At 47.4% G+C, this 22,147-nt stretch carries 37 protein-coding genes; all 37 read right to left on the bottom strand.

The genetic code is table 11. The features are described from left to right. Positions 1-3: 3 nt before the first annotated feature. On the bottom strand, positions 4-381 hold the full coding sequence (locus FD25_RS07855) for a hypothetical protein (RefSeq protein WP_057803083.1): 378 nt from the start codon (positions 379-381) through the stop codon (positions 4-6). Continuing rightward, positions 371-916, bottom strand: coding sequence for a hypothetical protein (locus FD25_RS07850; protein ID WP_057803082.1), 546 nt, complete (start codon positions 914-916; stop codon positions 371-373). The genes FD25_RS07855 and FD25_RS07850 overlap by 11 nt, the downstream gene beginning before the upstream one ends. Continuing rightward, positions 906-1,256, bottom strand: coding sequence for a hypothetical protein (locus tag FD25_RS07845; RefSeq protein WP_057803081.1), 351 nt, complete (start codon positions 1,254-1,256; stop codon positions 906-908). Before FD25_RS07845 ends, FD25_RS07850 begins: the two co-directional genes overlap by 11 nt. Further along, positions 1,256-1,567, bottom strand: a complete 312-nt coding sequence (locus tag FD25_RS07840; RefSeq protein ID WP_057803080.1) for a phage head-tail connector protein — start codon at positions 1,565-1,567, stop codon at positions 1,256-1,258. The genes FD25_RS07845 and FD25_RS07840 overlap by 1 nt, the downstream gene beginning before the upstream one ends. Before the next feature lie 11 nt (positions 1,568-1,578). Continuing rightward, a complete protein-coding gene (locus FD25_RS07835; protein WP_057803079.1) occupies positions 1,579-2,643 on the bottom strand; it encodes a major capsid protein in 1,065 nt (354 codons plus the stop codon). An 18-nt stretch (positions 2,644-2,661) separates the two neighbouring features. Continuing rightward, on the bottom strand, positions 2,662-3,051 hold the full coding sequence (locus FD25_RS07830; RefSeq protein ID WP_057803078.1) for a hypothetical protein: 390 nt from the start codon (positions 3,049-3,051) through the stop codon (positions 2,662-2,664). A gap of 12 nt (positions 3,052-3,063) precedes the next feature. Then, the gene (locus FD25_RS07825; protein ID WP_057803077.1) at positions 3,064-3,735 is read right to left on the bottom strand and encodes a capsid assembly scaffolding protein Gp46 family protein; all 672 of its coding nucleotides are present in this window, start codon (positions 3,733-3,735) and stop codon (positions 3,064-3,066) included. Between the two features lie 161 nt (positions 3,736-3,896). Further along, complete coding sequence (locus FD25_RS14100) at positions 3,897-4,073, bottom strand: hypothetical protein (protein WP_162256267.1); 177 nt, start codon at positions 4,071-4,073, stop codon at positions 3,897-3,899. A gap of 11 nt (positions 4,074-4,084) precedes the next feature. Beyond that, positions 4,085-4,327, bottom strand: a complete 243-nt coding sequence (locus FD25_RS07820; protein ID WP_225428577.1) for a hypothetical protein — start codon at positions 4,325-4,327, stop codon at positions 4,085-4,087. Between the two features lie 10 nt (positions 4,328-4,337). Then, a complete protein-coding gene (locus tag FD25_RS07815; protein ID WP_057803076.1) occupies positions 4,338-6,038 on the bottom strand; it encodes a minor capsid protein in 1,701 nt (566 codons plus the stop codon). After that, complete coding sequence (locus tag FD25_RS07810; RefSeq protein ID WP_235807922.1) at positions 6,022-6,294, bottom strand: ribosomal-processing cysteine protease Prp; 273 nt, start codon at positions 6,292-6,294, stop codon at positions 6,022-6,024. The genes FD25_RS07815 and FD25_RS07810 overlap by 17 nt, the downstream gene beginning before the upstream one ends. Further along, complete coding sequence (locus FD25_RS07805; protein ID WP_057803074.1) at positions 6,287-7,747, bottom strand: phage portal protein; 1,461 nt, start codon at positions 7,745-7,747, stop codon at positions 6,287-6,289. The genes FD25_RS07810 and FD25_RS07805 overlap by 8 nt, the downstream gene beginning before the upstream one ends. A 14-nt stretch (positions 7,748-7,761) precedes the next feature. Continuing rightward, positions 7,762-9,102 carry a PBSX family phage terminase large subunit gene (locus FD25_RS07800; RefSeq protein WP_057803073.1) on the bottom strand — a complete coding sequence of 447 codons (1,341 nt, stop codon included), beginning with the start codon at positions 9,100-9,102 and terminating at the stop codon, positions 7,762-7,764. Then, positions 9,068-9,862: a terminase small subunit gene (locus FD25_RS07795; protein ID WP_057803072.1), complete on the bottom strand. Its 795-nt coding sequence runs from the start codon at positions 9,860-9,862 to the stop codon at positions 9,068-9,070. Before FD25_RS07795 ends, FD25_RS07800 begins: the two co-directional genes overlap by 35 nt. Before the next feature lie 127 nt (positions 9,863-9,989). Then, on the bottom strand, positions 9,990-10,361 hold the full coding sequence (locus FD25_RS07790) for a hypothetical protein (RefSeq protein ID WP_057803071.1): 372 nt from the start codon (positions 10,359-10,361) through the stop codon (positions 9,990-9,992). 123 nt (positions 10,362-10,484) lie between these two features. Beyond that, positions 10,485-10,724, bottom strand: coding sequence for a hypothetical protein (locus FD25_RS07785; protein ID WP_057803070.1), 240 nt, complete (start codon positions 10,722-10,724; stop codon positions 10,485-10,487). Between the two features lie 1,078 nt (positions 10,725-11,802). Then, positions 11,803-12,228: a transcriptional regulator gene (locus FD25_RS07780; protein ID WP_057803069.1), complete on the bottom strand. Its 426-nt coding sequence runs from the start codon at positions 12,226-12,228 to the stop codon at positions 11,803-11,805. Positions 12,229-12,239: 11 nt separating this feature from the next. Beyond that, on the bottom strand, positions 12,240-12,401 hold the full coding sequence (locus FD25_RS14095) for a hypothetical protein (protein ID WP_157050058.1): 162 nt from the start codon (positions 12,399-12,401) through the stop codon (positions 12,240-12,242). A 244-nt stretch (positions 12,402-12,645) separates the two neighbouring features. After that, positions 12,646-12,891, bottom strand: coding sequence for a hypothetical protein (locus FD25_RS07775; RefSeq protein ID WP_057803068.1), 246 nt, complete (start codon positions 12,889-12,891; stop codon positions 12,646-12,648). 32 nt (positions 12,892-12,923) lie between these two features. Then, complete coding sequence (locus FD25_RS07770; protein WP_057803067.1) at positions 12,924-13,199, bottom strand: DUF3850 domain-containing protein; 276 nt, start codon at positions 13,197-13,199, stop codon at positions 12,924-12,926. Further along, complete coding sequence (locus FD25_RS07765; RefSeq protein ID WP_146999954.1) at positions 13,183-13,476, bottom strand: hypothetical protein; 294 nt, start codon at positions 13,474-13,476, stop codon at positions 13,183-13,185. The genes FD25_RS07770 and FD25_RS07765 overlap by 17 nt, the downstream gene beginning before the upstream one ends. A 16-nt stretch (positions 13,477-13,492) precedes the next feature. Then, a complete protein-coding gene (locus FD25_RS07760) occupies positions 13,493-13,762 on the bottom strand; it encodes a hypothetical protein (protein WP_057803065.1) in 270 nt (89 codons plus the stop codon). A gap of 3 nt (positions 13,763-13,765) precedes the next feature. After that, positions 13,766-14,377, bottom strand: a complete 612-nt coding sequence (locus FD25_RS07755; protein ID WP_202814015.1) for a DUF5052 family protein — start codon at positions 14,375-14,377, stop codon at positions 13,766-13,768. After that, positions 14,374-14,640: a hypothetical protein gene (locus FD25_RS07750; RefSeq protein WP_057803064.1), complete on the bottom strand. Its 267-nt coding sequence runs from the start codon at positions 14,638-14,640 to the stop codon at positions 14,374-14,376. The genes FD25_RS07755 and FD25_RS07750 overlap by 4 nt, the downstream gene beginning before the upstream one ends. Before the next feature lie 252 nt (positions 14,641-14,892). Next, entirely contained in the window at positions 14,893-15,063 is a 171-nt protein-coding gene (locus FD25_RS14090; protein WP_157050057.1) for a hypothetical protein, read from the bottom strand. Next, positions 15,056-15,406 carry a hypothetical protein gene (locus tag FD25_RS07740; RefSeq protein WP_057803062.1) on the bottom strand — a complete coding sequence of 117 codons (351 nt, stop codon included), beginning with the start codon at positions 15,404-15,406 and terminating at the stop codon, positions 15,056-15,058. Before FD25_RS07740 ends, FD25_RS14090 begins: the two co-directional genes overlap by 8 nt. Before the next feature lie 284 nt (positions 15,407-15,690). Continuing rightward, positions 15,691-16,389 (bottom strand): putative HNHc nuclease, encoded by a 699-nt coding sequence (locus FD25_RS07735; protein ID WP_057803061.1) that lies wholly within the window; start codon positions 16,387-16,389, stop codon positions 15,691-15,693. Further along, positions 16,389-17,123 carry a hypothetical protein gene (locus tag FD25_RS07730; protein ID WP_057803060.1) on the bottom strand — a complete coding sequence of 245 codons (735 nt, stop codon included), beginning with the start codon at positions 17,121-17,123 and terminating at the stop codon, positions 16,389-16,391. Before FD25_RS07730 ends, FD25_RS07735 begins: the two co-directional genes overlap by 1 nt. A gap of 2 nt (positions 17,124-17,125) precedes the next feature. Beyond that, entirely contained in the window at positions 17,126-17,578 is a 453-nt protein-coding gene (locus FD25_RS07725; protein ID WP_057803059.1) for a hypothetical protein, read from the bottom strand. A 144-nt stretch (positions 17,579-17,722) separates the two neighbouring features. After that, a complete protein-coding gene (locus FD25_RS07720) occupies positions 17,723-18,547 on the bottom strand; it encodes an ATP-binding protein (protein WP_057803058.1) in 825 nt (274 codons plus the stop codon). Continuing rightward, positions 18,528-19,292, bottom strand: a complete 765-nt coding sequence (locus FD25_RS14320; RefSeq protein ID WP_057803057.1) for a hypothetical protein — start codon at positions 19,290-19,292, stop codon at positions 18,528-18,530. The genes FD25_RS07720 and FD25_RS14320 overlap by 20 nt, the downstream gene beginning before the upstream one ends. A gap of 15 nt (positions 19,293-19,307) precedes the next feature. Beyond that, a complete protein-coding gene (gene ssb, locus FD25_RS07710; protein WP_057803056.1) occupies positions 19,308-19,757 on the bottom strand; it encodes a single-stranded DNA-binding protein in 450 nt (149 codons plus the stop codon). Beyond that, positions 19,754-20,470 carry an ERF family protein gene (locus tag FD25_RS07705; RefSeq protein ID WP_057803055.1) on the bottom strand — a complete coding sequence of 239 codons (717 nt, stop codon included), beginning with the start codon at positions 20,468-20,470 and terminating at the stop codon, positions 19,754-19,756. The genes ssb and FD25_RS07705 overlap by 4 nt, the downstream gene beginning before the upstream one ends. Positions 20,471-20,472: 2 nt before the next feature. Beyond that, positions 20,473-21,012, bottom strand: coding sequence for a host-nuclease inhibitor Gam family protein (locus FD25_RS07700; RefSeq protein WP_057803054.1), 540 nt, complete (start codon positions 21,010-21,012; stop codon positions 20,473-20,475). Next, positions 21,000-21,197: a hypothetical protein gene (locus FD25_RS07695; protein ID WP_057803053.1), complete on the bottom strand. Its 198-nt coding sequence runs from the start codon at positions 21,195-21,197 to the stop codon at positions 21,000-21,002. Before FD25_RS07695 ends, FD25_RS07700 begins: the two co-directional genes overlap by 13 nt. 136 nt (positions 21,198-21,333) lie before the next feature. Further along, positions 21,334-21,606, bottom strand: a complete 273-nt coding sequence (locus tag FD25_RS07690) for a helix-turn-helix domain-containing protein (RefSeq protein WP_057803052.1) — start codon at positions 21,604-21,606, stop codon at positions 21,334-21,336. Positions 21,607-21,697: 91 nt separating this feature from the next. After that, positions 21,698-21,967, bottom strand: coding sequence for a hypothetical protein (locus FD25_RS07685; RefSeq protein ID WP_057803051.1), 270 nt, complete (start codon positions 21,965-21,967; stop codon positions 21,698-21,700). Between the last annotated feature and the right edge of the window lie 180 nt (positions 21,968-22,147).

Raw genomic sequence — 22,147 nt, 5'->3', positions numbered from 1 at the left:
CTCCTATCGCGTCGCTTGATAGACGCGTCTTAATTCATTATCAACAACACCACTCGCCGTGATGATTGACCGCGAAAATCCGGCTTGATTAGCCTGCTGCACGCTGGTAGCAAAGCCAATTGCTCCGAACTTGTCGGTAATCTCATCAGCAATGGCGGTAATGCTGCCTTGCTTCTTAAACACATCGATTGCGATTTTCCACTTGGTATCCGTCTCGGTCATGTTGGCATCCCGAACGTAGGGTTCCCGCTGGGTGCTGTAGATAGCCATCGGAAACACGGTGATTTTGTCGGGGTACTCGGGGTGGACCTCCTTCAACGCGCTCACCGATTGCAAAATCTCCGCAGTCTGCTTGTTCATGTTGTAGATGTTACTTGCCAAGTTCGCCCAACTCCTTCTGTACGTGTTCCTTGATAACATCTGGTCCATCTTCACCCGCGGTCTTGATTGCTGGTGCCATGAATTGCCGGGCCGGTTGCCCGTTCGTCCGGTAGAACTTACGGTGATTGATGGTAATTTCCGGCAGGCCGTACACCGCATTCAAGTCCGTGTCGACCAGGTCGGCTGGAATGAACCACGGGTGTTGCGTGTACACCGGATTAATCCCATCAGGTAAGTTCTTGGGCGACGCCTCACCAACTAGCCCGGTACCAAGTTCACGATAAGTAGCGACGGGATTGTCGGACCATAGACGGCCGACTACCTTGCCATCGGTATCTTCCATGACTTCGTACTTAAGGGAACTACTCAGTTCACCAGTACTGTGTTGCATGCTCGATTGCAGCTCTCTGACTGCTAGTTCATCGGCCTCTTGCACAATATCGAACGCCGAATCCCACAAGGCGTTGTGGAGCTTCTCCGGCATCTGTTCCAGCTTATGAAGTAGCTTGTCAGTGCCAAGTACCTTAATCTCCATCGTCACTCACCACCCGTTTAATCATCACGTTTACATGGTCCGAGTATGTCAGAATGGCTGTAATGGTGTAATCAGGGTTGGCCACGGCCGGAACGTTCAGGCAAATACCATCATTCTCGTTCTGGCCTTCTACAATCGTATCGCCCTGATACAGCAGGCGCTTCATGTAAGCCAACTCTTCGCCATAAATGGCGGCATTGACCTGGCCCCCCGCTGGCTGTGCATTCACCTTGACTGGCACCGCATCGGCCCAGTTAGTAATAACGTTGCCTTCATCGTCCTTACCGTCCACTTTGCGGCGCAAATAAACCGTTCGCAGGCTCTTACGCGTTAATCGCATCACAGATCACTCCATTTCGCGACCCGGTACCGCCGAAGCGGCCGCTGAATACTCTCAGGAATATCGGTCACGAACGACCGGACAACGTTCCCCTCCGTTCGGGCTGACTCACCCTCGGTATCCAGTCGATTAAAGTACACAACGGCTAACTGTTTGGCGTAAGTCGGCATCCCGCCGGTCAGTACGTCACGATGGGTAAAGTCCAGCACAACGGCCGTCGCATCCTCATACAGGGTAGTGATTAATTCCTTGTCAGAATCATCTGCACCCAGCCGGACCATCAAGTGCTTGATTGCTTCATCATCAACCATTCAGCTCACCTCTAAGCTAACTTGATTGGCTTTGCTTGGAATACTTCATTGGCACCAGGGAACGATGGCAGAGCCACGGCAGAGGCCTTTTCCCAAACGCCCACTGGGTCTTCGCCCGCACTGTAGACCTTGGCAAAAACGTTACCGATGGATTGCTTTTGAACGGCCGGATCATTGAGACCAGTAACTTCGTCAGGTGTTGGGCCAAAAACCTTTTCACCCGGCGTGTCGTCCGACATGATGACAAAGGCATCTTCTGGGAAGTAACGGTGGGAAACCAGCGTGTTACCAACCTGTTCGTTGTACTTATCGTCGTACGTCCGAATGATTGGCAAGCCTTGTGCCTGCATGAAGGCATCGAAGTCGCTTTGACCCAGTGCCCGCGTTGAAGTCCCATAGACCGCCTTTAAAACATTGGCATTCCGCGTCAACAGCCGGTAAATCTTCTTAGACGTCAGAACACGCGTTCCGGTAACGTCCATGGCATCGGCCCAGTCGGTGATATCCTTGATTGGGTCCGCGCTGTCGTTATCCCAGGTCGTGCCACTCTTGCCCGTTAAATCAGCCTTATGTGCGGCCGGCACCTGGTAATCGAAGGTCGCCTTTTGCTTGGTGTCAGGGTCAATAACTTCAACAATCCCAGTTGCCAGGGCGTCCATTGACATCTTTTCAACTTGGGCCAACACGCCTTGTACTAGTGAATCGATATCGTCGAATACCCGGCTTTGCATGTAATTTGCTTCGGCCGCATTCCGGGGACTTTGCAGTGCAATCAGGTCTTCTTCCTTCAATTGCATCTTCCGCTTGATCAAAGCCAGCTCGAGGGAAAGCTTATCGGCTTGCCGACTACCAATCTCGGCTTCCGTATCAAACGCGGAAACGTGCGCAATAACTGGAATCCGATTACCAGCATAGATTTGGTCCAGCTTTAATGACTGGGTTCGTCGTGCCGGGAAAAGTGCATCCCCCATAAATGGCTTGTATTGCCGGTTTCGCACGTAGTCCAATACATCTGGTTGACTAAACAATTCCGCAATCGAGGCGAAACGTTGTAAATTAATAAATTGTCCTCGCATTATCTAATAATGCCTCCCTTACTTAGTTGCGCTGCTGCCTGCGTCCGTGCCACTTTGTGTGGTACTGGTCGTAGTAGCCAACGCGTCAGCGTCCTTGAAGTGAATAGCCGTCATTGCCTTCATGGCATCAGCAGACGGTGCCACTGGCAAGTTCTGGCCCAGTAACCAGCCTCCCACTAACAGTGACGTCATTTGTGGGCCTTCGTTAACGTCGGCCCCATTCAGCAGAATTCCCTTGGCCTTAGCGTCATTGCTTGGCCAAACAGTCCCGGCCGGGATTACCTTGTGACCCAGTTCATCGGTGATGACAGCGGCATTGGTGTCGTCAACCATCGTTGGGAAACTCGTAAACTTCTCCGAGGCCAGGAAATTCGTTTCATTCCACGTAACCTTCTTACCAACGTACATATTGCAAACCTCCTAATTGATTGCCCAGGGGTTACTACCCGCGGGCTTCTGAGCATCGTTGCGCTTATCAGCGATTGTTTCGCCTGCTGACTTCTTGCCTGCGGCGGCACCCGCGGCGCCCGGCGTATTAGCGGACTCAACCAGCTTCTTATCGACACCTTCTCTAACGGCACCTTGATAGGCGGTCTTTAACGTCTGGTACAACGGGTCCAGGTCTTCTACCTTCTTGACGTTCAATGACGCATCAGCAAAGACATCAGCAAGGGACGTCGGAAGACCATCGGCACTCAGGCGCGAGACAATCCCAGCCCGATTGAGCTTGATGTTCATGTCCTGTTCCTTTTGGTCAAGCTCCTTGGCCCGCTTGTCATTGTCGAATGCCTGTTGCTCGGCTGGGGTCATCTTGTCATAGTCCTTTTGCTCGTGGGCTTCTTTCTCCCATTTAGCCTTGGCTTTCTCCAATGTTCCCGCGGTCTTCTTGTCGTACCAGCTATCTAAATCGGACTGACTCTTAAAGACAATCGCGTTAGGATCCGTTTGCTGACTATTCGGATTGTCGGTACCTTGGCCATCGCCCTGGGTATTGGTGTTTGTGTTTTCCGCACCAGTCCCCTGGCCGTCTTCACCGTCTCCATCGCCCTCGGCAAAACGTTGCAGGTCTAACTCCTCGCTATAATTAAGCATTGTGTATCCTCCTCGGCCCACGCACGCTGATTCACTGCATGAAAAAAGCACCCCACACACGCCGAATGGCTCATGTACGATGCTCAGTTCGTGATTGCAGTAGTAGCAGCTCACGCACGCCTATTTAATTGGGTAGTTTTATGACCTGCCTGGGTCAAGTATTAAACAATTGCCAGGTACATCCCCAGCAGAATGACGGCTGCCCACGAAACAATCCCAGCGATACAGATTGCCGCGAATTGTTGGTAACGCTGACGGTCGCCCAATAAGTCTCTATCAAAAAGAGCCAGCAGTGAAATAATCACTACCAGCCCCATAACGATTTGAAATCCTATCACATTATCAGTCCTCACATCGCAACGATTTTAATCTCTCGCCATTGGTCGCGAATCTTCTTGCCATCAATTACATAGTCGAGAATCTCGTCTGGATCATCGTTTGATTTAAACTGGTGCTCGAAGTCACCATTATCTTTTGAAATAATGCTGTTACCTTTGTCGTCAGAACCGATATACCACTCAACACCATTGATTTTAATCTGGACTTCCATGTGAACATCCAATGCGAAACGCAACTCCTCAAGTGAAGTCAATCGGTCTGAATCAGTCTTTACTCGTCTTTCCGTCATCTTTGTTCACAATCCTTTCCGCTAGTGTTAAGGGCCGCCCTGGTGCTTCACGATGTGGCACACTCTTGCCATTCTTCTTGGTAACTTGTAACCACGAATGCGCATGGGGCACTACCTGGTGCACCTTTGGATTACCATGGTCCGTAAAATCAATATCTAAACGTGCCTTACCAGTTTTACCGTAATAACGACGAGATGTCAGCTGGTCATCAACGTATCGGTCAAACACCGAGTTAGCTTCCTGTTGATAAGGGACACTATGCACCTCACCAGAAACCCGCAAGTTATTCAAGGCCGCACGCTCCGTACTAACCTCTCGAACGGTTCCGACTAACTCGTGGTACCCTTCAACATCATTATACTTCATCGCCTGAAACTTATCGAAAGATTCGGGCCCGTTATCCACACCTAAAACATCCTGGTAACGCCGATACTGCTTTAGGTCTTGAGAAGCATTCTGGGACTTGGCACGCGTCGCCGTTATTTCATCTTGGCCATGTTTCTTAATCAGCAGCTGTTCCCAATCTCGATAAGTGGCATCGACCGGTATCTTAATAGCCTTGTTAGCGATTGGGTCCCGCGCTGTCCGATAACCACCGCGCTTAGTCCTGGTAAAGTGGGCCACCGCAATTGTCCGGCAATACGGATGAAATGGCGGATAGGTACCGGCGAAGCCTGCACACTTGGCGTCCTTCACATCGTAGACCCGGCCGTCATGCTCCCGGCAAAACTCGGACGTACGAAAGTCCAACACCGCGAGTAGCGAATACTTCTCGGTGCCGTGCTCCTGCCAACCGCGTAGCTTGGCTTGCCCAGCAAAGTAGGCTGACTCCGTACGGATGAGGCGCCGGGCATCGCTGGCACTGCTGCCAAACTGTTTCATAATGGCTTGCCGCATGTCACGCTCGCTCATGCCACTCATTTGCTTGGCGGCAAAGAGTTGTTGCAACGAATCGGCCAGCTTGTCGGTATCATGCCAGATACTCTGTGAGTAGTTTTTGCCATACCAAGGCGTCTTAAGCATCTGATCCACATAATCGGTACTCAATTCTTTAAAGTGTGTGACCGGCTTATCGTGGGCCACGTCAAGACGCTGTACAACATCCCCCGTCTTAGGCTCAACAAAGTTAATGACCTCGTGTTTATCAATATCGATTGTCGGGACCGTGTCACCTTGATACACGCCGAAATCTCGTTGAGTTCGGCCAATAATTGACTCGGCCGCCGCACGGTCGTAAGCGTCTTGCATAGCATCGATATAATACGGTTTAGACTCCGTTAATTCAACGTCGGCCAATCGCTTAGCGACCACATAAGACTTTGCTCGGAGCAGTTCCAACTGAGTGATACGGTGCTTTACCGCCAGTCCATCAAGATACGTCTGCAATTGCTTCTTAACTTGTTTATCCTGAGTTGACTTAATCAAAGCGTGCAACTGAGCCAACTGCGCGGGAGTTGCCTGGGTATTTAGAATCTTCGCGACCTCATCTGGTGTTAGCTCAGACTTGTCGAGATATCGCTTATACACTTTATCGACCTCACCAACTAAATACTGTTGAGCTTGCATGTAAGCACGTATCAGTACATCAATGTGGTCGGAGCCTTTATCGTACGTCTGTTGTTCTAGCCACAGCGCCCGGCGTTCCCAGTAGGTCAGCTTATCCTTGTCTGCCATGGGCGTCCACCGCTTCAAAGCTAACATTCTTAGGATACTGCTCGGATAGCTGCTGTAATGTGCCCTTAACGGCAAAATAGATTCGTTGGTTACCATGGTCTTTTAATCCAGCCACTACTCGAAAAACGTTTCCGTCATCAGCCACGATTGAACTAACCAAATTGTTAGCTAATAATGAGCACAACGTTGAGACCGACGCGCAAACAATATCATGGCCGTAGGGAGCCTCTAAAGCATGTCCGGTAATTTCAATCATCCCCATTCGCTGACTTGCGAACGTCTTGGTCTCTGTCACCTTTACCTTGATCATCGCGGAATCCCTCCTGTTCGTCATTATCGGTGTCTGGTGCTTGTGGTTCGCCGCCCATGGCTTCCTTTTGCGTCTTAATCTGGTCGGCCGTTTGTTCCTTCATGAGTTCGACCAATTTCTTCGGGTCGTAATCATCAGGCAACCAGCCGTAACTGATGAGCCGTGGAATGATCCCATCAGCGTTCTTGATGTTGGTAATAACATCACTCATATTGATCGGAATGTTCAACGTGAATTGAATCTTAATATCCGTCACATCAACATTCTGTTCCTTCAAGTTCAGCATATTTTGCATCAACTCTAAGCGCCGACGAATGGCTTTCTTTAGCAATGGTTCCTTAGATGAGATCAGATTGAGTAGCGCAAAAAGCTTGTACTTCATAGCCTCGCCGCTTACATTACCAGCGAAGTTCTCATCGTTCATGTTAGGGACATTGGACATCTCATGAATGTCAGCCGTAATGGAATCGGCCAGTACTTGCTGTTGAGACTCATCGAGCGTCTTAGTTAGCCACTCAATTGATGTTCCCTCGTCCTTTGCTGGGAGGTCGTCGAGCATCTTACGCTTAGCTAAATTGCCTTCGATTGCAGTCCCATATGCCAGCAGGATGGCATCAACGAAATTATCCTTATCGGTAATACGATCAGACTGTAGCGAGTTGTACGCATCAATCTGTGAAATTAGTTGCTCGTAGTCACCTTGCTGTTGCCGATTATTTAAGACTTCGGTAATGGGCTCTGATCCCCAGTAATGGCTAGAGTATCGCGGATACCCTTCAGCGTTATTTGAACCATCTACAATATGGCCTGACACGGTCCGATATTGAATCAGACTGTGTGGTGTATAGACACTCACCAAGGCACCATCCTCCGTACCATTGAGTTTGAACTTAGGTACCCAATAAACGCCGAATAAATAATTTTCGTCCTCGGAGTCATCGGTCACCACAAACGTCCGCCGTGGGTCTAGCGTTGCGATGCGTTCCTCCGTAGTCGTGGCATCCACAACGTGTAGGTATAGCATTTCGTACGCCACTCCGTAGCAAGATAGGTCATGTTCTAAATCTGTGTCGTGCGCCGCAATATCCATGCGAGTGAACGCCCGAGTAATTGGATCAACTGGCCCACCATCTTGCGCAACATAGGTAATTGGGCGACCGGTCATCATCCCCACGACCATATCCGTCACATACTTGGCGTAGTTGACCATCACACGATTGTCATGCGCCTGGTTACTACTAAGCGTTCGATCCATGATGGCGTGCTTACCAAGATAGTAGTTATCAAGCTTATCAAAACGTGCAACACGGCTATCCTGCTTATTCATCAAGTCTTTAAGCAGCTCAACTGGTGGATTATCTAAATCCTTTAGCAAAGCCGCATCAATTTTAAATGCCATTGTCATCCCCCTTTCTATCTGAACACCTTCGGCTTGGCCTTGGCAACGGCCTTACCTTGCTTCAATCCCAACTCTTTAGCGTTATCAATTGCAAAATACTTAAACGCATCAGGCGTATGGTCATTTTCCTTGACCACCTTAGGATTGTCGCTGTGAACAGTCTTCTCATCCCACTGGTACTGTCGGTGCTGTTCGATAAAGACCTTATTGTTCTCGGTGTCCAAGTAATACACGCGACCTTGTGCCAGCAGTGACGAAACATAATCAATCATGTCAGCTTCGTCAGTCTTCTTAACGCCGTGCCAACGCTCACTCTTTTCCTTAACAAATTCGTTTCGCAATGCACCTTCAGCAGAATCAATCGTCCGGCGGCGGATACGAACAGGAAACCTCTCATCATTGGCCTGCTCATAATCATAAATTTCCGGTACCAGGTCGCTTGGCGCCTTTTTAACAACCTTCTTAGCTGGTGAGTAATAATAGGTGTCCAACACAATTACCTTGCCCTTAGCAGTTACACCTACGGCAAGACACGTCGTCGCTGAATTAATATGCCCAGCGTCAATTGAATAACTTTTCCAAGCCAACGGATCATCATCAGGCAATTCCTTAATTGGATGAAATAAGTCAGCATTGTATACGTTAGTACCTAATCCAACCTCTTCGCCTAAGTACATCCATCGGTAATAATCGGGGTCATTCTTCTTAACCACTTGGATTTCATCTAAGTAGTCTTGCGACAGAAACCCCAGCACGTCGTCCTTATAAGTCGAGTGATCCACATACCAATTAGTCATCCCTCGCCGTGAATCCGCCCATTGGTTAATCCACTCGTATGGGTTACGTGGCGGGTTATAACTGCAATAGGTAATAACGTGCATCCCCGGTGGCAGCTTCTTACGGGTAAAAGAGAGCCGAACTGTATCGATTTCTTCCCAACTGCCGAACTCCGCTAGTTCTTCAAACCAGAGCCACCGAACATAGCCGTTGGCAATGATGATTGACTTCAATTTCTGTGGATCATCGACACCGCTAAAGTAAAATGCGGTCCCCGTTTTCTTGTGCATGATACGGTATGGGGACGTCGTGAACCTAAATTGGCTTTCAACGTGCAGTTCGTAAATGGCCCACTTGATTTGCTCGTAGACAGACAGCCCGATGTTCTTGCCAACCTTACGCATAACCAAGGCATTGCCGTGTGAATCCATTAAAAAATCCGTAACTAGCTGAATGCTAATCACGGATGATTTAGTTGACCCCCGGCCGCCCTCTAACACCTTATTGAGTGCACCGGAGAACAGAACATCATCGAAATGAGGATTAATCAGATTGTCCAGATTCACGTTGATTTCCATCCTTATTCCTCCGATCGCTCCGAATCAAGTTAATGGTGACGTCATCACCGTCAGCCTTGTTATCCTTCAAATACTTCATGAGTTCAGCCTTAGCCCTCTGGTTATCAAATAGTTTAACCACCAGGCCATCTTTACCACGATGCACCTCTTGCACCAGAGACCAATCAATTTGGTCGCTTGGTTTCAAATAAATATCGGATACATGCTTTTTAATCGGTTTGTCGTTCGTATCAAGTAAGACGTTGCCGTCACTATCCGTAACCAGTTCCGTGTGCACCTTATAATCAATCACATCACCCAAGCTGGCAAACGCCTGTTTTGCATAGCCTTGGGCAATATCTTCAGCAGTCACGTATAGGTCAGCCTTCTGTTGTTCCTTAAGCTCGGCCAATTGCTTCTTTACACTAGTTTTCGCCAGTAGGCCACTACCATTAACATTGGCCGTCTTCCAACCAGACTTATACGCCCTCATGTAGGCCTGAGTGGCATTAAAATCCTGCAAATAAAAAAGGCAGAACAGTTTCTGCTTCTCAGTCAGCTCACTGTTTGCCTCTAGTTCTTTTACCGCTTCTGGTATCTGCTTGGGTGCACCTTTTGATTTTGGATGCACCTTTTTCTTTTGGGGTGCACCCCGCTGCCACCCATTACGTCGCTTCCACGATTTGAAGGTGTTTACGGATATGTCATGTTTATCCGCGATATCTGCGTACGACATCCCCAGCATATAATCTTCGTAAACTTGTTTCTGCTTATCTGTCATGACATATCACCATACCTCCATTAATCAACATTATTGCGAAAACTTCTGTAGTACCTCAATAATCTCTGCGTAGTTTTTTATAAGTTCGCTTTTTACAGGGAGTTTATCTATGTAGTATAAAACTTCTTCATTTAAGGAGCTCGGTGCGTAAATTGACTTGTACTTGAAATTTATTTTCATCAATCGCCCGTTGATGATTCAACTTGGAGAACGTTACGGTCGTTACAAAATATGAAACCGCAGCCGCGACAATCGCACCAATGATGCCACCGATAATATTTCCCCAATATCCTAACCAATCACCAAAACTGCCATGAGGGTCAGGAATAACCTCCACGAGCTTCGCAGCTAATAACGCAACTGCAAACAGAACTATTATTGCCATCGTTGTCCGTAGAATCAGTTTTCGCTTCTTTAACACATTTTTAAATCCATACGCTGCTGATAGTCCTACCAGCAATCCAATCAATCCTGATACGATAATGCGAATTGTGGTCATTATCCTCACCTCATGATAAATACTATCAAAAATACGTATTCATCACAAAGTACTACAAGTTCCATCCAGTCACTATGCGCAAAGAAAAAGGCATCGCCAGCTTTGGCTATGCCTACTCCAATTCTAATAATAATCTTCCGATGAATTGCTAATGGTGGCCGAATCATCCCCAAGGTCATATTGTAATTCATGAACTTCGCCTTTAAGATTCTTCACTTCAATTTTTTTATTGTCACGCATAGCAGTGAGTAATCGGTCACCCATTCCAACCATAATTGCTCCGGGATTCCCGAGATTAGGCGCAACATGTCCAAGCGAAACGCCACCATCTTCAAACTCTTTGCCGTCAATAATGAATTTCATAAATGACACCTCCTGCACCTAATTATACATTGACAGCAAACAAATAGCCCGGAACATTGTCCGGGTCGAACCAGCGTAGTTTCATTTTTGTATTGTTTGTTCTGGTTCTATAAGACCGACGGGACTCGAACCCGCATAATAAAATTGCCCACCAATTAGACCACGGCCTTGCCAACTCAACGAAAGGATCACGACTGAGAAAATTTCTAAAAGCAGTCGCTATGGATTGACGTGGGTTCGGACCACTATCTTTCATCCTCCTGGAGATGAACGCTCTACATTGAGCTACCAATCCAAAACCAGTCTTTCGACTGGCAACTAGATGACCACACACCTACAGTCACAATCAGGCTCTGTTAGACCTGACTGCTATACCGTCAACGGGAATTGGACCCGCTATCAACCACCAGGTGACGGACACATAAGGGGAAAACAACTATGAACCAAATCACAAAGTCTCTTGCCACGCCGGGCAAACCTCTAGGCGAGGATTTGCACCTCGCATGACATGTTGTAAACGGCTTAGGCGCGGATATGGTCGTCATTGACTACTCCACGGGAGAATTACTATCCGTTTACTTTTGTAGGTTGGCAACTACTCGGACCATTTATGCGCCGCCATTTACCATTGCCTTATTCCAAACCTATGTCACTCTCCCACTGCGTCTACCTTTTCCGCCACTAGAGTAAGCAATGTGGGTGAGGTTACCCGCTCCACTATCCCAAGCCGCCGTATACAGCAGACTCGCTTTTGACAACTAGCACCGCAGTTGCTTACTGCGTGGTTGTCACCACATAACGGTAATCCAGGGATTCAAACCCTGGCGCCCTTTTATGTTACGGGCGTAGTTCGTCTACAATTACGGTTAATCGTTTCTATGTTCTGGGTAGGGATTTGCACCCTACAGGATGTGCACTCTGGACTTTCTAAGAAGGCTGCATCCAATCATCTACTTCTCATAGCGTCTACCTATTCCGCCACCAGAACCAAGTCAGCTTATCGTCTCCGATTACCAATCATCTCATGCTACAAATTTACCATCAAAACGGGGTTCAGTTTTCTCGAATTTTTCCACGACTAAACATCGTACAATCCTAACCCCGCCGCGCACTCCTCAATGAACCCATTTCGCAACTCGTAGGCCTTCGCCTTTCCAACGCTTACTAGATCATTGTCAACTAGGCCAGTTAACGTGTACCGTGGATGTCGGCGAAAATACAACTCGGCAATAATCGTCTCAGTATCGTGTCCCACACCGTCTAAGCAATTATCCACGATGGTTCGCTGACGTTTAAGTGCATTAATGCGGCGATCATCATCAATCGTGATAATGGTCCGCAATGGGGCTTCGTTACGGCTAAATGATGCCCGACCACCGCCAATATTTTCGTCGTCCGGCGTCATCGGGTAGCGTAGTTCTTCCTCCCGCCGCTCAATGTACTTGTCAATCTTGGGATAGTCCCGAAGGATGTCCTCCACCTTTCTAACGGTTGATCTCTTCAAGTCGCATCCCCCTAATAATTTTCGTCTCCACCGATTTCACCATACTCATAGCCAAAATTATTGTCAGCACTACCTTCATTTTTCTTTACACAGTACAAAGCTGCTTCGGTTTGACTCTCAAACACGCCAACTACAACAGCACCGTCTTCATCCTCATAGAGAACTACCCACATAGAATCACCACCTAATTTTATCCAAGTCTTCGCCCACATTTAGGGCAATAGTTAATACGAACGCCACACTTGTCATATACCCAGACGTACAATGATTGGCCTGATACCCATACGTCCGCTTCGCTAGTCTCTGAGTCCATAAGTGTCCGTGAATCACCGTGACAATATGGACACTCTTTTTGCTCCTTAGTTTCGTTCAAAATATTTGTCCCTTCCATAAATTAAAAGCTTTAATTAGATTATCTTAAACCGCGTCTCTTTCAATCATTACGGTTGCAATTACCTTTCGTTCACCAGCGCGGTGCGTTTCGCTGTACAGTTCATCCAATCCGCTGAATGTCCCAGTTGCTGTGCCATCAGCAAGATCAACAACGGTATAGTCTCCTTGATCCGTCTGAACAATCATGTAAGTAGACGAATCATCTTGAACCACGTCGCCGACACCGTAGCTCTTTACCATCGCATGTGCCTGATTATCAACAATTTTCATTTTTTGCCTCCTACATAAAATAAGAATTCTAATCAATCGTGATTATGCCCATAATCTCCTAGAAGATCATGGTTTTCCGAAGTTGTTCCAAGAACCACATATCCTGGTTTCTGCTGATAGTCAGTCATATAGGTGATCCAGACAATCCAACAAAATCCGGTATACTTCTTTCCATCCCATTCGCGTAGGTTTAGTTGGTCACCTACTTGATAATCACGATCATTCTTGCGAATTTCAAAACGCTTTCTTCCTGCCATTTGTTCTTCGAAATACTCCGGTAGCACCTTTAAATTATGAATTCTCGCCATGTTCGTCACCGCCAACTACGTCATACGTTCGCTTAAAAATATCCTCGCGAATCGGATACAATTCACCATCGACGCCACGCACAATAACATCACCCAAGTTGGCGTGCATCTTGCCTTCAAGTGTGTTGATGTTCCACCCACCATTGGGCACTTCGTTAATTTTGCGATTAGCCATGGCATTGAATACCCAAACCGGGACTTCATCATCAATGGATAAGTCGATTGCACGCCAAGCATCTAACGTGATTGGCTTCTTACGGATTATCACACTTGTCATTCCTTTCTAATCAGTTTTAAACGCTCGCAATTTTTCTCACACGGCCATTTAACATTTTGAATCGATTGCCATTAACACCGACGCTGGTAACATGCAGTCCAAATTGATTAGCAACTATAAGCGCATCTGCTGCATCCTCAATATCGCTATACTCTTTATTGGTCGTGGTATATTCCTTTACCTTTTTTCCATGTTCAAATAAGCAAATAGTTTTATAGTTCTCATTGTCAAAGTGTGATAACCACCATCGGTTAAATTCACTTTCTTCTGGTCTTAATTTCCCCATTTACTACACCCCCAACGAATCCATCGTGTAGATGGTGAAGTCACAGCGGTAGATAAATAGCCGCTTGCCATTAATCAGTAACGACGTACTACTGGGAACTCTGGTCGCCTTATAACTAACTGTCTTACCCGCAAAGGTCGCAATTGGTTTCCCAGTTTGCGTACGAATTAAAATCACCTTGCTGGCGCCCGTGAACGCATTCTGACACCGATTAACAAAACGATTCATAAATGGGATTGAACTGTCACCATTCGTAACGTTCTCTCGCTTAGGGTATTTGTCCAGTACATTAGTCAAACCGTCCTGATAGGCTACAAGGCTGCTGCCTACGTGGGTAATCTGCTTTCCCCCTAGAGTCAGGTCCAACACGCTAGACTTCTTGATGGTCTTACCTTCCGTATCCGTCTGATCAAACTCAGCATCTCGTTTAATTGATAGCGACTTACCGTGGACAGTATCGATTTTCTGCGCATCGTAATCGTACGTCTGAACGGTCATTGGTAGACCAATAGTCTGCTGCGTAAAGTCCGACTTCAAATTACTAATAGCCTGACAGCCGCCTAACATGATTCCCGTACTAACAACAAGCAAGGCCACAATTAATTTACGCTTCACTTCTCTACCTCCAACTCAACTTCTGGTCGAATTTTCAATGATCCCGGAACAATGGTGTTCAGGTTTAACGACATGCAGCCAGCGTGCAACCATACGCCTGATGCTGAAATCGTTGGCGTTTTGTCGCCTTCATAATCGTAGACGTGCAGCACCTCTTCCATCCCAAAGACAGAGGCCAATACCGGCGTACCATCTACCCGTTTCTGACCGGTTGGCTTGCTACTTACTCGACATTTATCAAGCCGCTTAAATTCGATTCTCATTCGGCCACCTCCGTAACCTGTTCTAGTGGCACTTCTGACATCTTTCCAGTACTTCCTTCGAAGACAGCCATCACAGTTTTTCCACCCGGTCTCGGTACAACACCAAAGCACGTCCCTTTAATGTCTTCCCGGCCATGGTGTACCTGATGTTCCTTCGTATTACCGTCGTTCATCATGAGGCGGCCATCTCGATGTAGACGCATCGCCTTACTGTCAAATGATGATCGATGCCAAATGATTTTTGTCCCACGTTTAATCATGTGTAATCTCCAATCTGAGTTGCTCTAGTGGCAGCTCAATGTACTTTTTCTGATGTTCAATCATGGCGGTCTGGTAGGCCGCACGACTCACCAAGCACCGAACAAATCCGTAATAGCGCCGTTTACCTTCTAGCCAACTCACCTTATCGTGTGGTTCAATCATGGCGTACTACTCCTTCCCGCCGCTTTAATCCCCGTTTGTTCAGGAACCCATACACAGAGCTTCGAGTAGCAAACGCTCGGCCGCCAAAGGTGAACTTTTCATCAGCATTCAGAGCTAGTTGAATTTCGTTAAGTGTCATCTTGCTTGTATCCAGCTTGCTAAGCGCCTCGTCAATCATCTTTTTACTGCGGTGTGGTTCCTTAAAGCCATTTTCATATCTAATTGGTGCCGCAATTTTTTGAATCCGAGCAACGACTTGTTGGGGTGCCCGGCTAATGCTGCCGTAATCATTTTCAACTTTATGCAGCTCCGGCATTAATTCCCGTATAGTTTGGTTACTCATAAGATCACCTCCAAATACAGATAATCGAGTAGCGATGCGCGGCGTCTCGATTAACTCGCATACAGCGCTCACGAGCGTCAGTTAGTGACCCGTAGACAGGTGCAGCATGGACGCCAGTTACCCAGCGTGGCCACCGGGCGGTGTAAACTAGCAAACCATTAATAGAGGTTCTTTCGTAGTGAGTGCCCTCTACAACGGCGACTGCAAATCCAGCCAACTTATTCTTCATATTTTCACTCCTTTAGCGGTTATATACATGATTTTGCTACCGCCAATCCCAACACCTATTCCTCCGTTGAGATAATCGGCTCACCCTGCTCCGTGCGCCAGTTGCCTAGTCGCAGCATCTCCGCAATTTCCGGTGTGACCCGGACACCCTTTAATTGATTTTTCTGCATGAAGGTTGTAATTCCAATGCGATGCTGCTCTTGGTGATGGTCCCGGCACAGTGCCATGACTGAGTTACCAACGTGAGAAATGTGATTCCGATTCCGGCCAATGCCGACTGCATGGACATGGGCAATATCTGCCGGTTTGCCACAAATCATGCACCGATGGAATTTTAAGCACTGAATGTCCCAGCCGTACTGTTCGCGAATGGCGTCCACCGTACGACTAGCAAACGGCACGTTATTCTCGAAACAGAACGCCAGCAAAAATTCAATGAACCGACTAGCCGTTTCAATTGAGCAATCACTTAACGAAAAGTCTTCGTACAATCCCTTTCGTAATGCGTACATACGTTTCAATTGGCTCTTGGTCAATTCGGGGATGTAATTACCACACCAGCGATCAACTTCACCAATCATGGCGTAAATCTTGCGGCGTTGGTCAGCAGTAATGTGACGGCCGTCATCAAATCGGACTTCTACCAGTTGGCCGATGTTCTTTTCGATGAGCCGCCGGTCGGGCGGATCAACATCATTTAAATCGATAATCAAATAGTGATGGAATATACGCCGAATCTTACCGAATAGTTGCATTAGCCAAGTACCACTACAGTCTCTGGCTTCAAGTCAACAAACGCCGTGTTGAAGTATTCCTTAATGGATTCAATCGCAACACTGCGCCATGCACCCGCGTCCGCTTCAAACAATCCACCTTGCATCCCCTGTTGCATCCTGAAAATAAACTCGCTTTGTGGTTGTTCTACCTCGGTAAAAGTCCGGTATGGCGCCAGCAACACCGGATTGGGAACCTTGACCGTGTCTACGTTAGCTGCACCCGTTTGGACGGTAGCGGTCTGCATAACGCCGTCGTCAGATGCCGTGTTTTCGGTTGCCTCCTTGTAGTTCCCGATAAACTTCAACAGGGATGCTCGATCGTCTGTTGGCACGAATTGTGACTGCAGAGCAATGTTTAACGACTCACGGTCGTACCACTTATCAAAGCGGAAACCTTCAAACGTTGGTTCGGCCAACATAAACTCTGCACGTCGACCGTATTCATCTAATGCCGACTTAACAATTACTTGTTTGGGACTCACGACTTGTACCAGCAGTTGTCCACGGCTCCCTGCGTCCTTCACACGCTTTACAAAGTTCACAACGCTGGACAGTGTACTTGTTTCGATGGCTTCAGGCATGTCATTGGGCGTGTAGTGATGAACGTTATCGCCAACGATAAACTCGCGGCCCTTGTCGTCCACTTGAATGGCCTTTTCTGCCCCGTTAACTGCTTGATCGCGTAAAAACTCTAAAGATTCTTTGTCCATCATAATTAGTTCGTCTCCTTTTTCTGTTGTTGAAAGTCAATGACCTTAGGCGCTGGCTTAGCCGATGATGCTTCTTTTTCGACTTGGTCAACATCTTCGCCCGTATCAGTCTTAAGCTTGCTGTCAGTTGAATCGAAGTAGGTCTGGCCCTTGGCCCCACTCTTCAACTCGTTGGCCTCGATGTACCCTGAATCATTACGCCCAACCAACACCGTTGTAGTTGCCGCGTTTTCCGGTACTAGCGCTGCCTTCACTTGGGCATCTAACGTGAGCGTATCCCGGTTCTCACTTGGCGCCATGGTCAGGGTGATTGTGACCTTCCGTTTCTTCTTGGCGTCCGTGTTAGGGTTCAAAATATTGGTCATCACGTCCTTCATGGTGTGATCCAGCTTCTCTTGAATAGCCCCGTTAGCCAATTCAGTCAGGTCAACGTTAATTAGCTTTTGCTGCTTGCTCATACTCATTACCTCTCTTTTCGTGTTCAAATTCTTGTTTCATTCGCCGCTTAAAATTCTCGTTACAGTTAGGACACGGCCCCACCTGCATGCCAAATGGCGACATGGTGTGGATCACCTTTGTTCCGTGGCATAAAGGGCACTCACTCAAAATTCCACACTCCTTCGGTCCGGGGTCACCTCGGTAAACTTCACGATATGCCCCTTAATTCCCTTTTCAATTCGTGATAGCAATTTTGGATTATAGATGGCCGATAACTCACGACTATTCAAGTTTGTAGTCACTATCGTTCGATTCCGGCGATTAAGGACGCCAAAGAGTACGTTCTGGGTAAACTCACTAGCCTCTCGACTGGCACGCTGAAAACTACTCTCAGACCCCAAATCGTCCAACACCAGAAAATCAACGGTCCCCAAAAGGTCGACCATATTTTGTTCCGTGTATTTGCTGTCGGGATAGTCGAAACTACTCTTGATTAGGCGCATTAGTTCATTAATGCTGACAAATAAACACGAAACTGGTGTCTTGGCGTTCTCATTGATGGCCTTAAGCATGGCCAGAGCTAAGTGCGACTTACCTCGTCCCGGTAGTCCCGTAAATAGCGTGTTGTACTTGGCTCCTGCAAGATAGTCGTAGGCAATCTTACGAGCCATGTTCCAATTGGTCTCGGCTTCGGGACTCGCGGCCTTATCGTAGGTTCCAAAGGTTGCCGTCTTCAAATCTGGGTCATCAAAAATGCTGTCTCGAGACAGGACGTCTGTTGTCTTCCGCCGATGCCAGTAGGTCTCAGCATCTTGGGTGACCTTCTGATTACGTTGTGCAATCTTCTCCTTCTGGCACTCAGGGCAGAATGGTTCCTTGCCTGGTAGTCGAATCATGGGGATGTGGTGTGTGGGGCACTTTTGGTTCAGCTTTTGAACTTGGTCCAGCAGTGCAAAGTGCATCGGCCCCTTAGAAGTCGACTCCTCCATACGATTGACCACCTCCTTGTGCTTGATTATTCCGTTGATCACGTCTAGCCCAGTTCCGAATGGTCGCTAGATGATTTTTATATGACTTGCCAGATTGTGCCATGTAACTAGATAAACGCTCAATCCGTGCTTGCCAATCTGGAAATTCCGCTTGGACCTTCTCCATATCCTTATCGCTCAGCAGGACATTTTTGTATTCTCCGTACTTGTGTCTTACCGGCTTAGGCTTCTTGGGCGTGGGAGTGGGTTTGCTAGGTGAGGGACTATTCTCTTCACTCTCCTTAACTAACCTATACTTACCTAACCTAACCTTACCTAACCTAACCTTACCTAACCTATGCGGTCCATTGACCGTCCATTGGTTGTCCACTGGACGTCCAGTTAGCTTTCCTGTGTCAGCACGCGGTTTAGGGGCTGTCAACTCAGCATTGGGAATTACTTTTAGTAGTAAATCCTTATAGATTGAATCAACTTTCCTATCCGCCCGAATACGATTATTTTCTGTCCAATCCGTAATGTAGGAAACCAGATCATCATTCAGCACTGTGACGAATCCCTTTGCCATCAGTAAACGAAGGTCGTCCTCAACGGCACCCGTTTGCCGCATGACTGAGAAAGCCTCAACTACGCCATCATCATCGGCATGTAATCCCAAATGAAAGTACAGTGCTTGACTACTCAACGGCATTTTTAGGAACTTTGCGCTATCCGTTACACGATTACTAAACATTCTTCGTTGCGCCATTTAATCACCTCGTTTTCAGAAGGGTAAATCGTTATCGTTAACATCGATTGAGTCGCCCGTGTTAGCAAACGGATCATTAGTAGTCGAAGGCGGCGTCTGCTGCGGCATCGGCGAGTTCCCGCTCACCCCATTCGAGTTGCTCTGATTTCTGCTTTCCAAGAAAGAAAAATTTTCAACAATCACCTCAGTGACATATACACGATTGCCTTGCTGGTTTTCGTAATTCCGAGTCTGAATTCGGCCTTCAATACCTACTAGTGACCCCTTGTGGAAAAAGTTCGCGAAATTTTCCGCTCCCTTACGCCAAATAACGCACTGCACGAAATCTGCCTCACGCTCACCTTGCTGATTTTTAAATCGCCGATCAACGGCTAAGGTGAAAGTTCCTACCGCCGGCCCTGACTGCGTGTACCGTAAGTCAGGGTCCCGCGTTAGACGCCCGGTTAGTGCTACTTGATTAATCACTTATTACCATCTCCTTCTTGTGGCTTCCCATCCGCCTTATCGCTTAACTGACGGGACACCACATCGATGAGTTCGCGACCTTGGTCATAACTTAGTTTTTCAATCCCACTAACGCCTGATTTGCTGAGATAGAACTTTTGAATCTCAGCAATAGTTTTTTTGCCAAGCTCTGCCATAGACTTAAATAACTTCATTAACTGAGTCATTTGGCTGTTGCTGATTGGTCGTACACTTGGTTGACTCTGTCCACCATTACGTCCATTGGATTGACGTGCTTGCTGGCTTCGCGAGTTACTCTTTACTCCATTCTGCTGGTACTGATGATTGCTAGCCTGTTCTCCATCGTCGTCAACATCTGATGAAATCCCGAACGCGGCCGACAATGAGTATCGGCGCGCATAAGTCTCGGCGGACCCGAAGCGTTGCGCATCTCGCTTGTCGGCAGGAATTGTAAGTGGCTCAAAAACCATGTACTCACCACTGCTGTGGATAATGAACGTCGATACACTTACCGAGTGATCATTAGAGGTAGCCTCTTGCCCCCAACTCAGTCCTTCAGGCAATGCCTCATCGATGGCCGCCTGTACACCTTCTAGGTCAACATAGTTCTTCTTGAAAAAAGGATTCTCGGCCGTCTTCTTTGGCTGCTTAACCTTTGTACGGAATTCGTGCAGGGACTTCGCAATTTCTTTAATAGAATCGCTGGTCTTCATTTTTAATCTCCCTTGATTGGCTTAACAACTAGTGACATAGTCGCTTCCCGCTCTGTGGCACCAGCCAACACCTGACCATCTTCGTTGACGTAACGTCCCGCAACAAAGTGGAACTGCTTCTTAATGGCCGCCTTATCTGGTTCCTCCTTGATTCGTAGCAAGTCGTTCAGCCCTTGTTCCTTGATGCTCTTCACCAGAGCATCTTCGGACCAGTTCACACCAGCCGCTTTTTTTCGGGTTGATACTGTGCCATACGGCGTTTCAATCCGTGCTTTAGGATCTGACTGACGAAGCTCCATCAGGTAATCGCCAAGTAGCCCCTCAAAGAACCCACGGCTATCCTTATTGGCCTGTAGCTGGTTATCGCGCCACTTCTCAATGCTATTAATTTGCTCCTGAGCAATTTGTTTAACATCAGCATCTTTGGTATCTAGTGCACGATACTTGCGCATCGCCCAGGTCGCTGAACTGAGACTGTCAATCTTAAAGCCAGTATCAGTAGATTGTGCTTCATCTAGATCGTGCTGCTCTAGTGCATCCATGTGATTTCCCCCTTAGTTTTCAATTCCAGCAATTGACGTTTCGCCTGATCCAGGTCACGGAAACAAGCTTCAAGGCCTTCATGATTACTCGGGTCCACTGTGGTGTGATTAATAAAGAGCTTTGCGAGACGAATCTCCCCCTTCAGGCACCAGCCCATTAGCGTTTCAAAAGTTCGTTTTATCATTGAAAAATCCTCCGTTTCCGTCTACTATCGGAGTAGACAAGTCTTTGTTTGAGCATTGTCGTCAGGCTCGCTAGCGGTGCAACGCTAGCGGGCTTTTTTGACGTCCGCAAATTAAGTTCACGGAAATACGTCCGTCTTAAATTACGTGTCGTCTCTGGTTTAATGATGATTGCTCCTTTCCAATAAATTCATGACGCGTCATTAGCCACGGAATGTCTGTTTCCAGCACATCAGCCAACCGCTGTAGCGTCTCCACGCCAACGCTACTTAAATTGCCATGCCGCAGATTATTTAATGTTGTACTCGATACGGCACCATCGCTTAGAATGTCCGAATATTTAACATTTCGAACGTCCATCAACACTCGAATATTCAAAGCAACGTTCTCGCCTACGATTACTTTTTCCATCGATGATCACCTCTTTTCATTGACCATCTTTCATAACCAACTCTTATGACACCACCGATGCCGAATACGACAATAAAAATCAGTACCGCGCTCATTTGTCACTCGCATCCACAATAGTGAAGGTGTACTTAAAGCTGTTTGCGTCCATGACCGTGTTAGCGATGAGAATGCCATAGCGGCTGAGATTCTTGATAGATTCTTCTGAAATTTCATTGTGAACGCGCACCGTAGCTTCTGACTTGCCTACAGCGGCAGCCGTTTTGATTGCCGATGCAATCATGTAACTTTCATGGTTCAATTGCTCCCGCTTGGCATCCAATGCCATCTGGCGGGCATAATCGTCTGTGATTGTGATCATCATTGTTCTTCCTCCTAATTAATCAAAAAGTTCGTGACGTACGGCCTTCCAGCTCCCTAGTCTTTCAACGTAACGTCCCACTTCAATACCAATAAAAAGGACAAACCCAAACTTAAATGCAAATGAGATGGATTCCGTTACATACCATCCAATATTCATATCGATTACTCCTTTCACTAATCA

This window comes from Levilactobacillus acidifarinae DSM 19394 = JCM 15949, assembly GCF_001434835.1.
Lineage (GTDB): Bacteria > Bacillota > Bacilli > Lactobacillales > Lactobacillaceae > Levilactobacillus > Levilactobacillus acidifarinae.
This window is presented reverse-complemented; position numbering and strand designations above follow the sequence as displayed.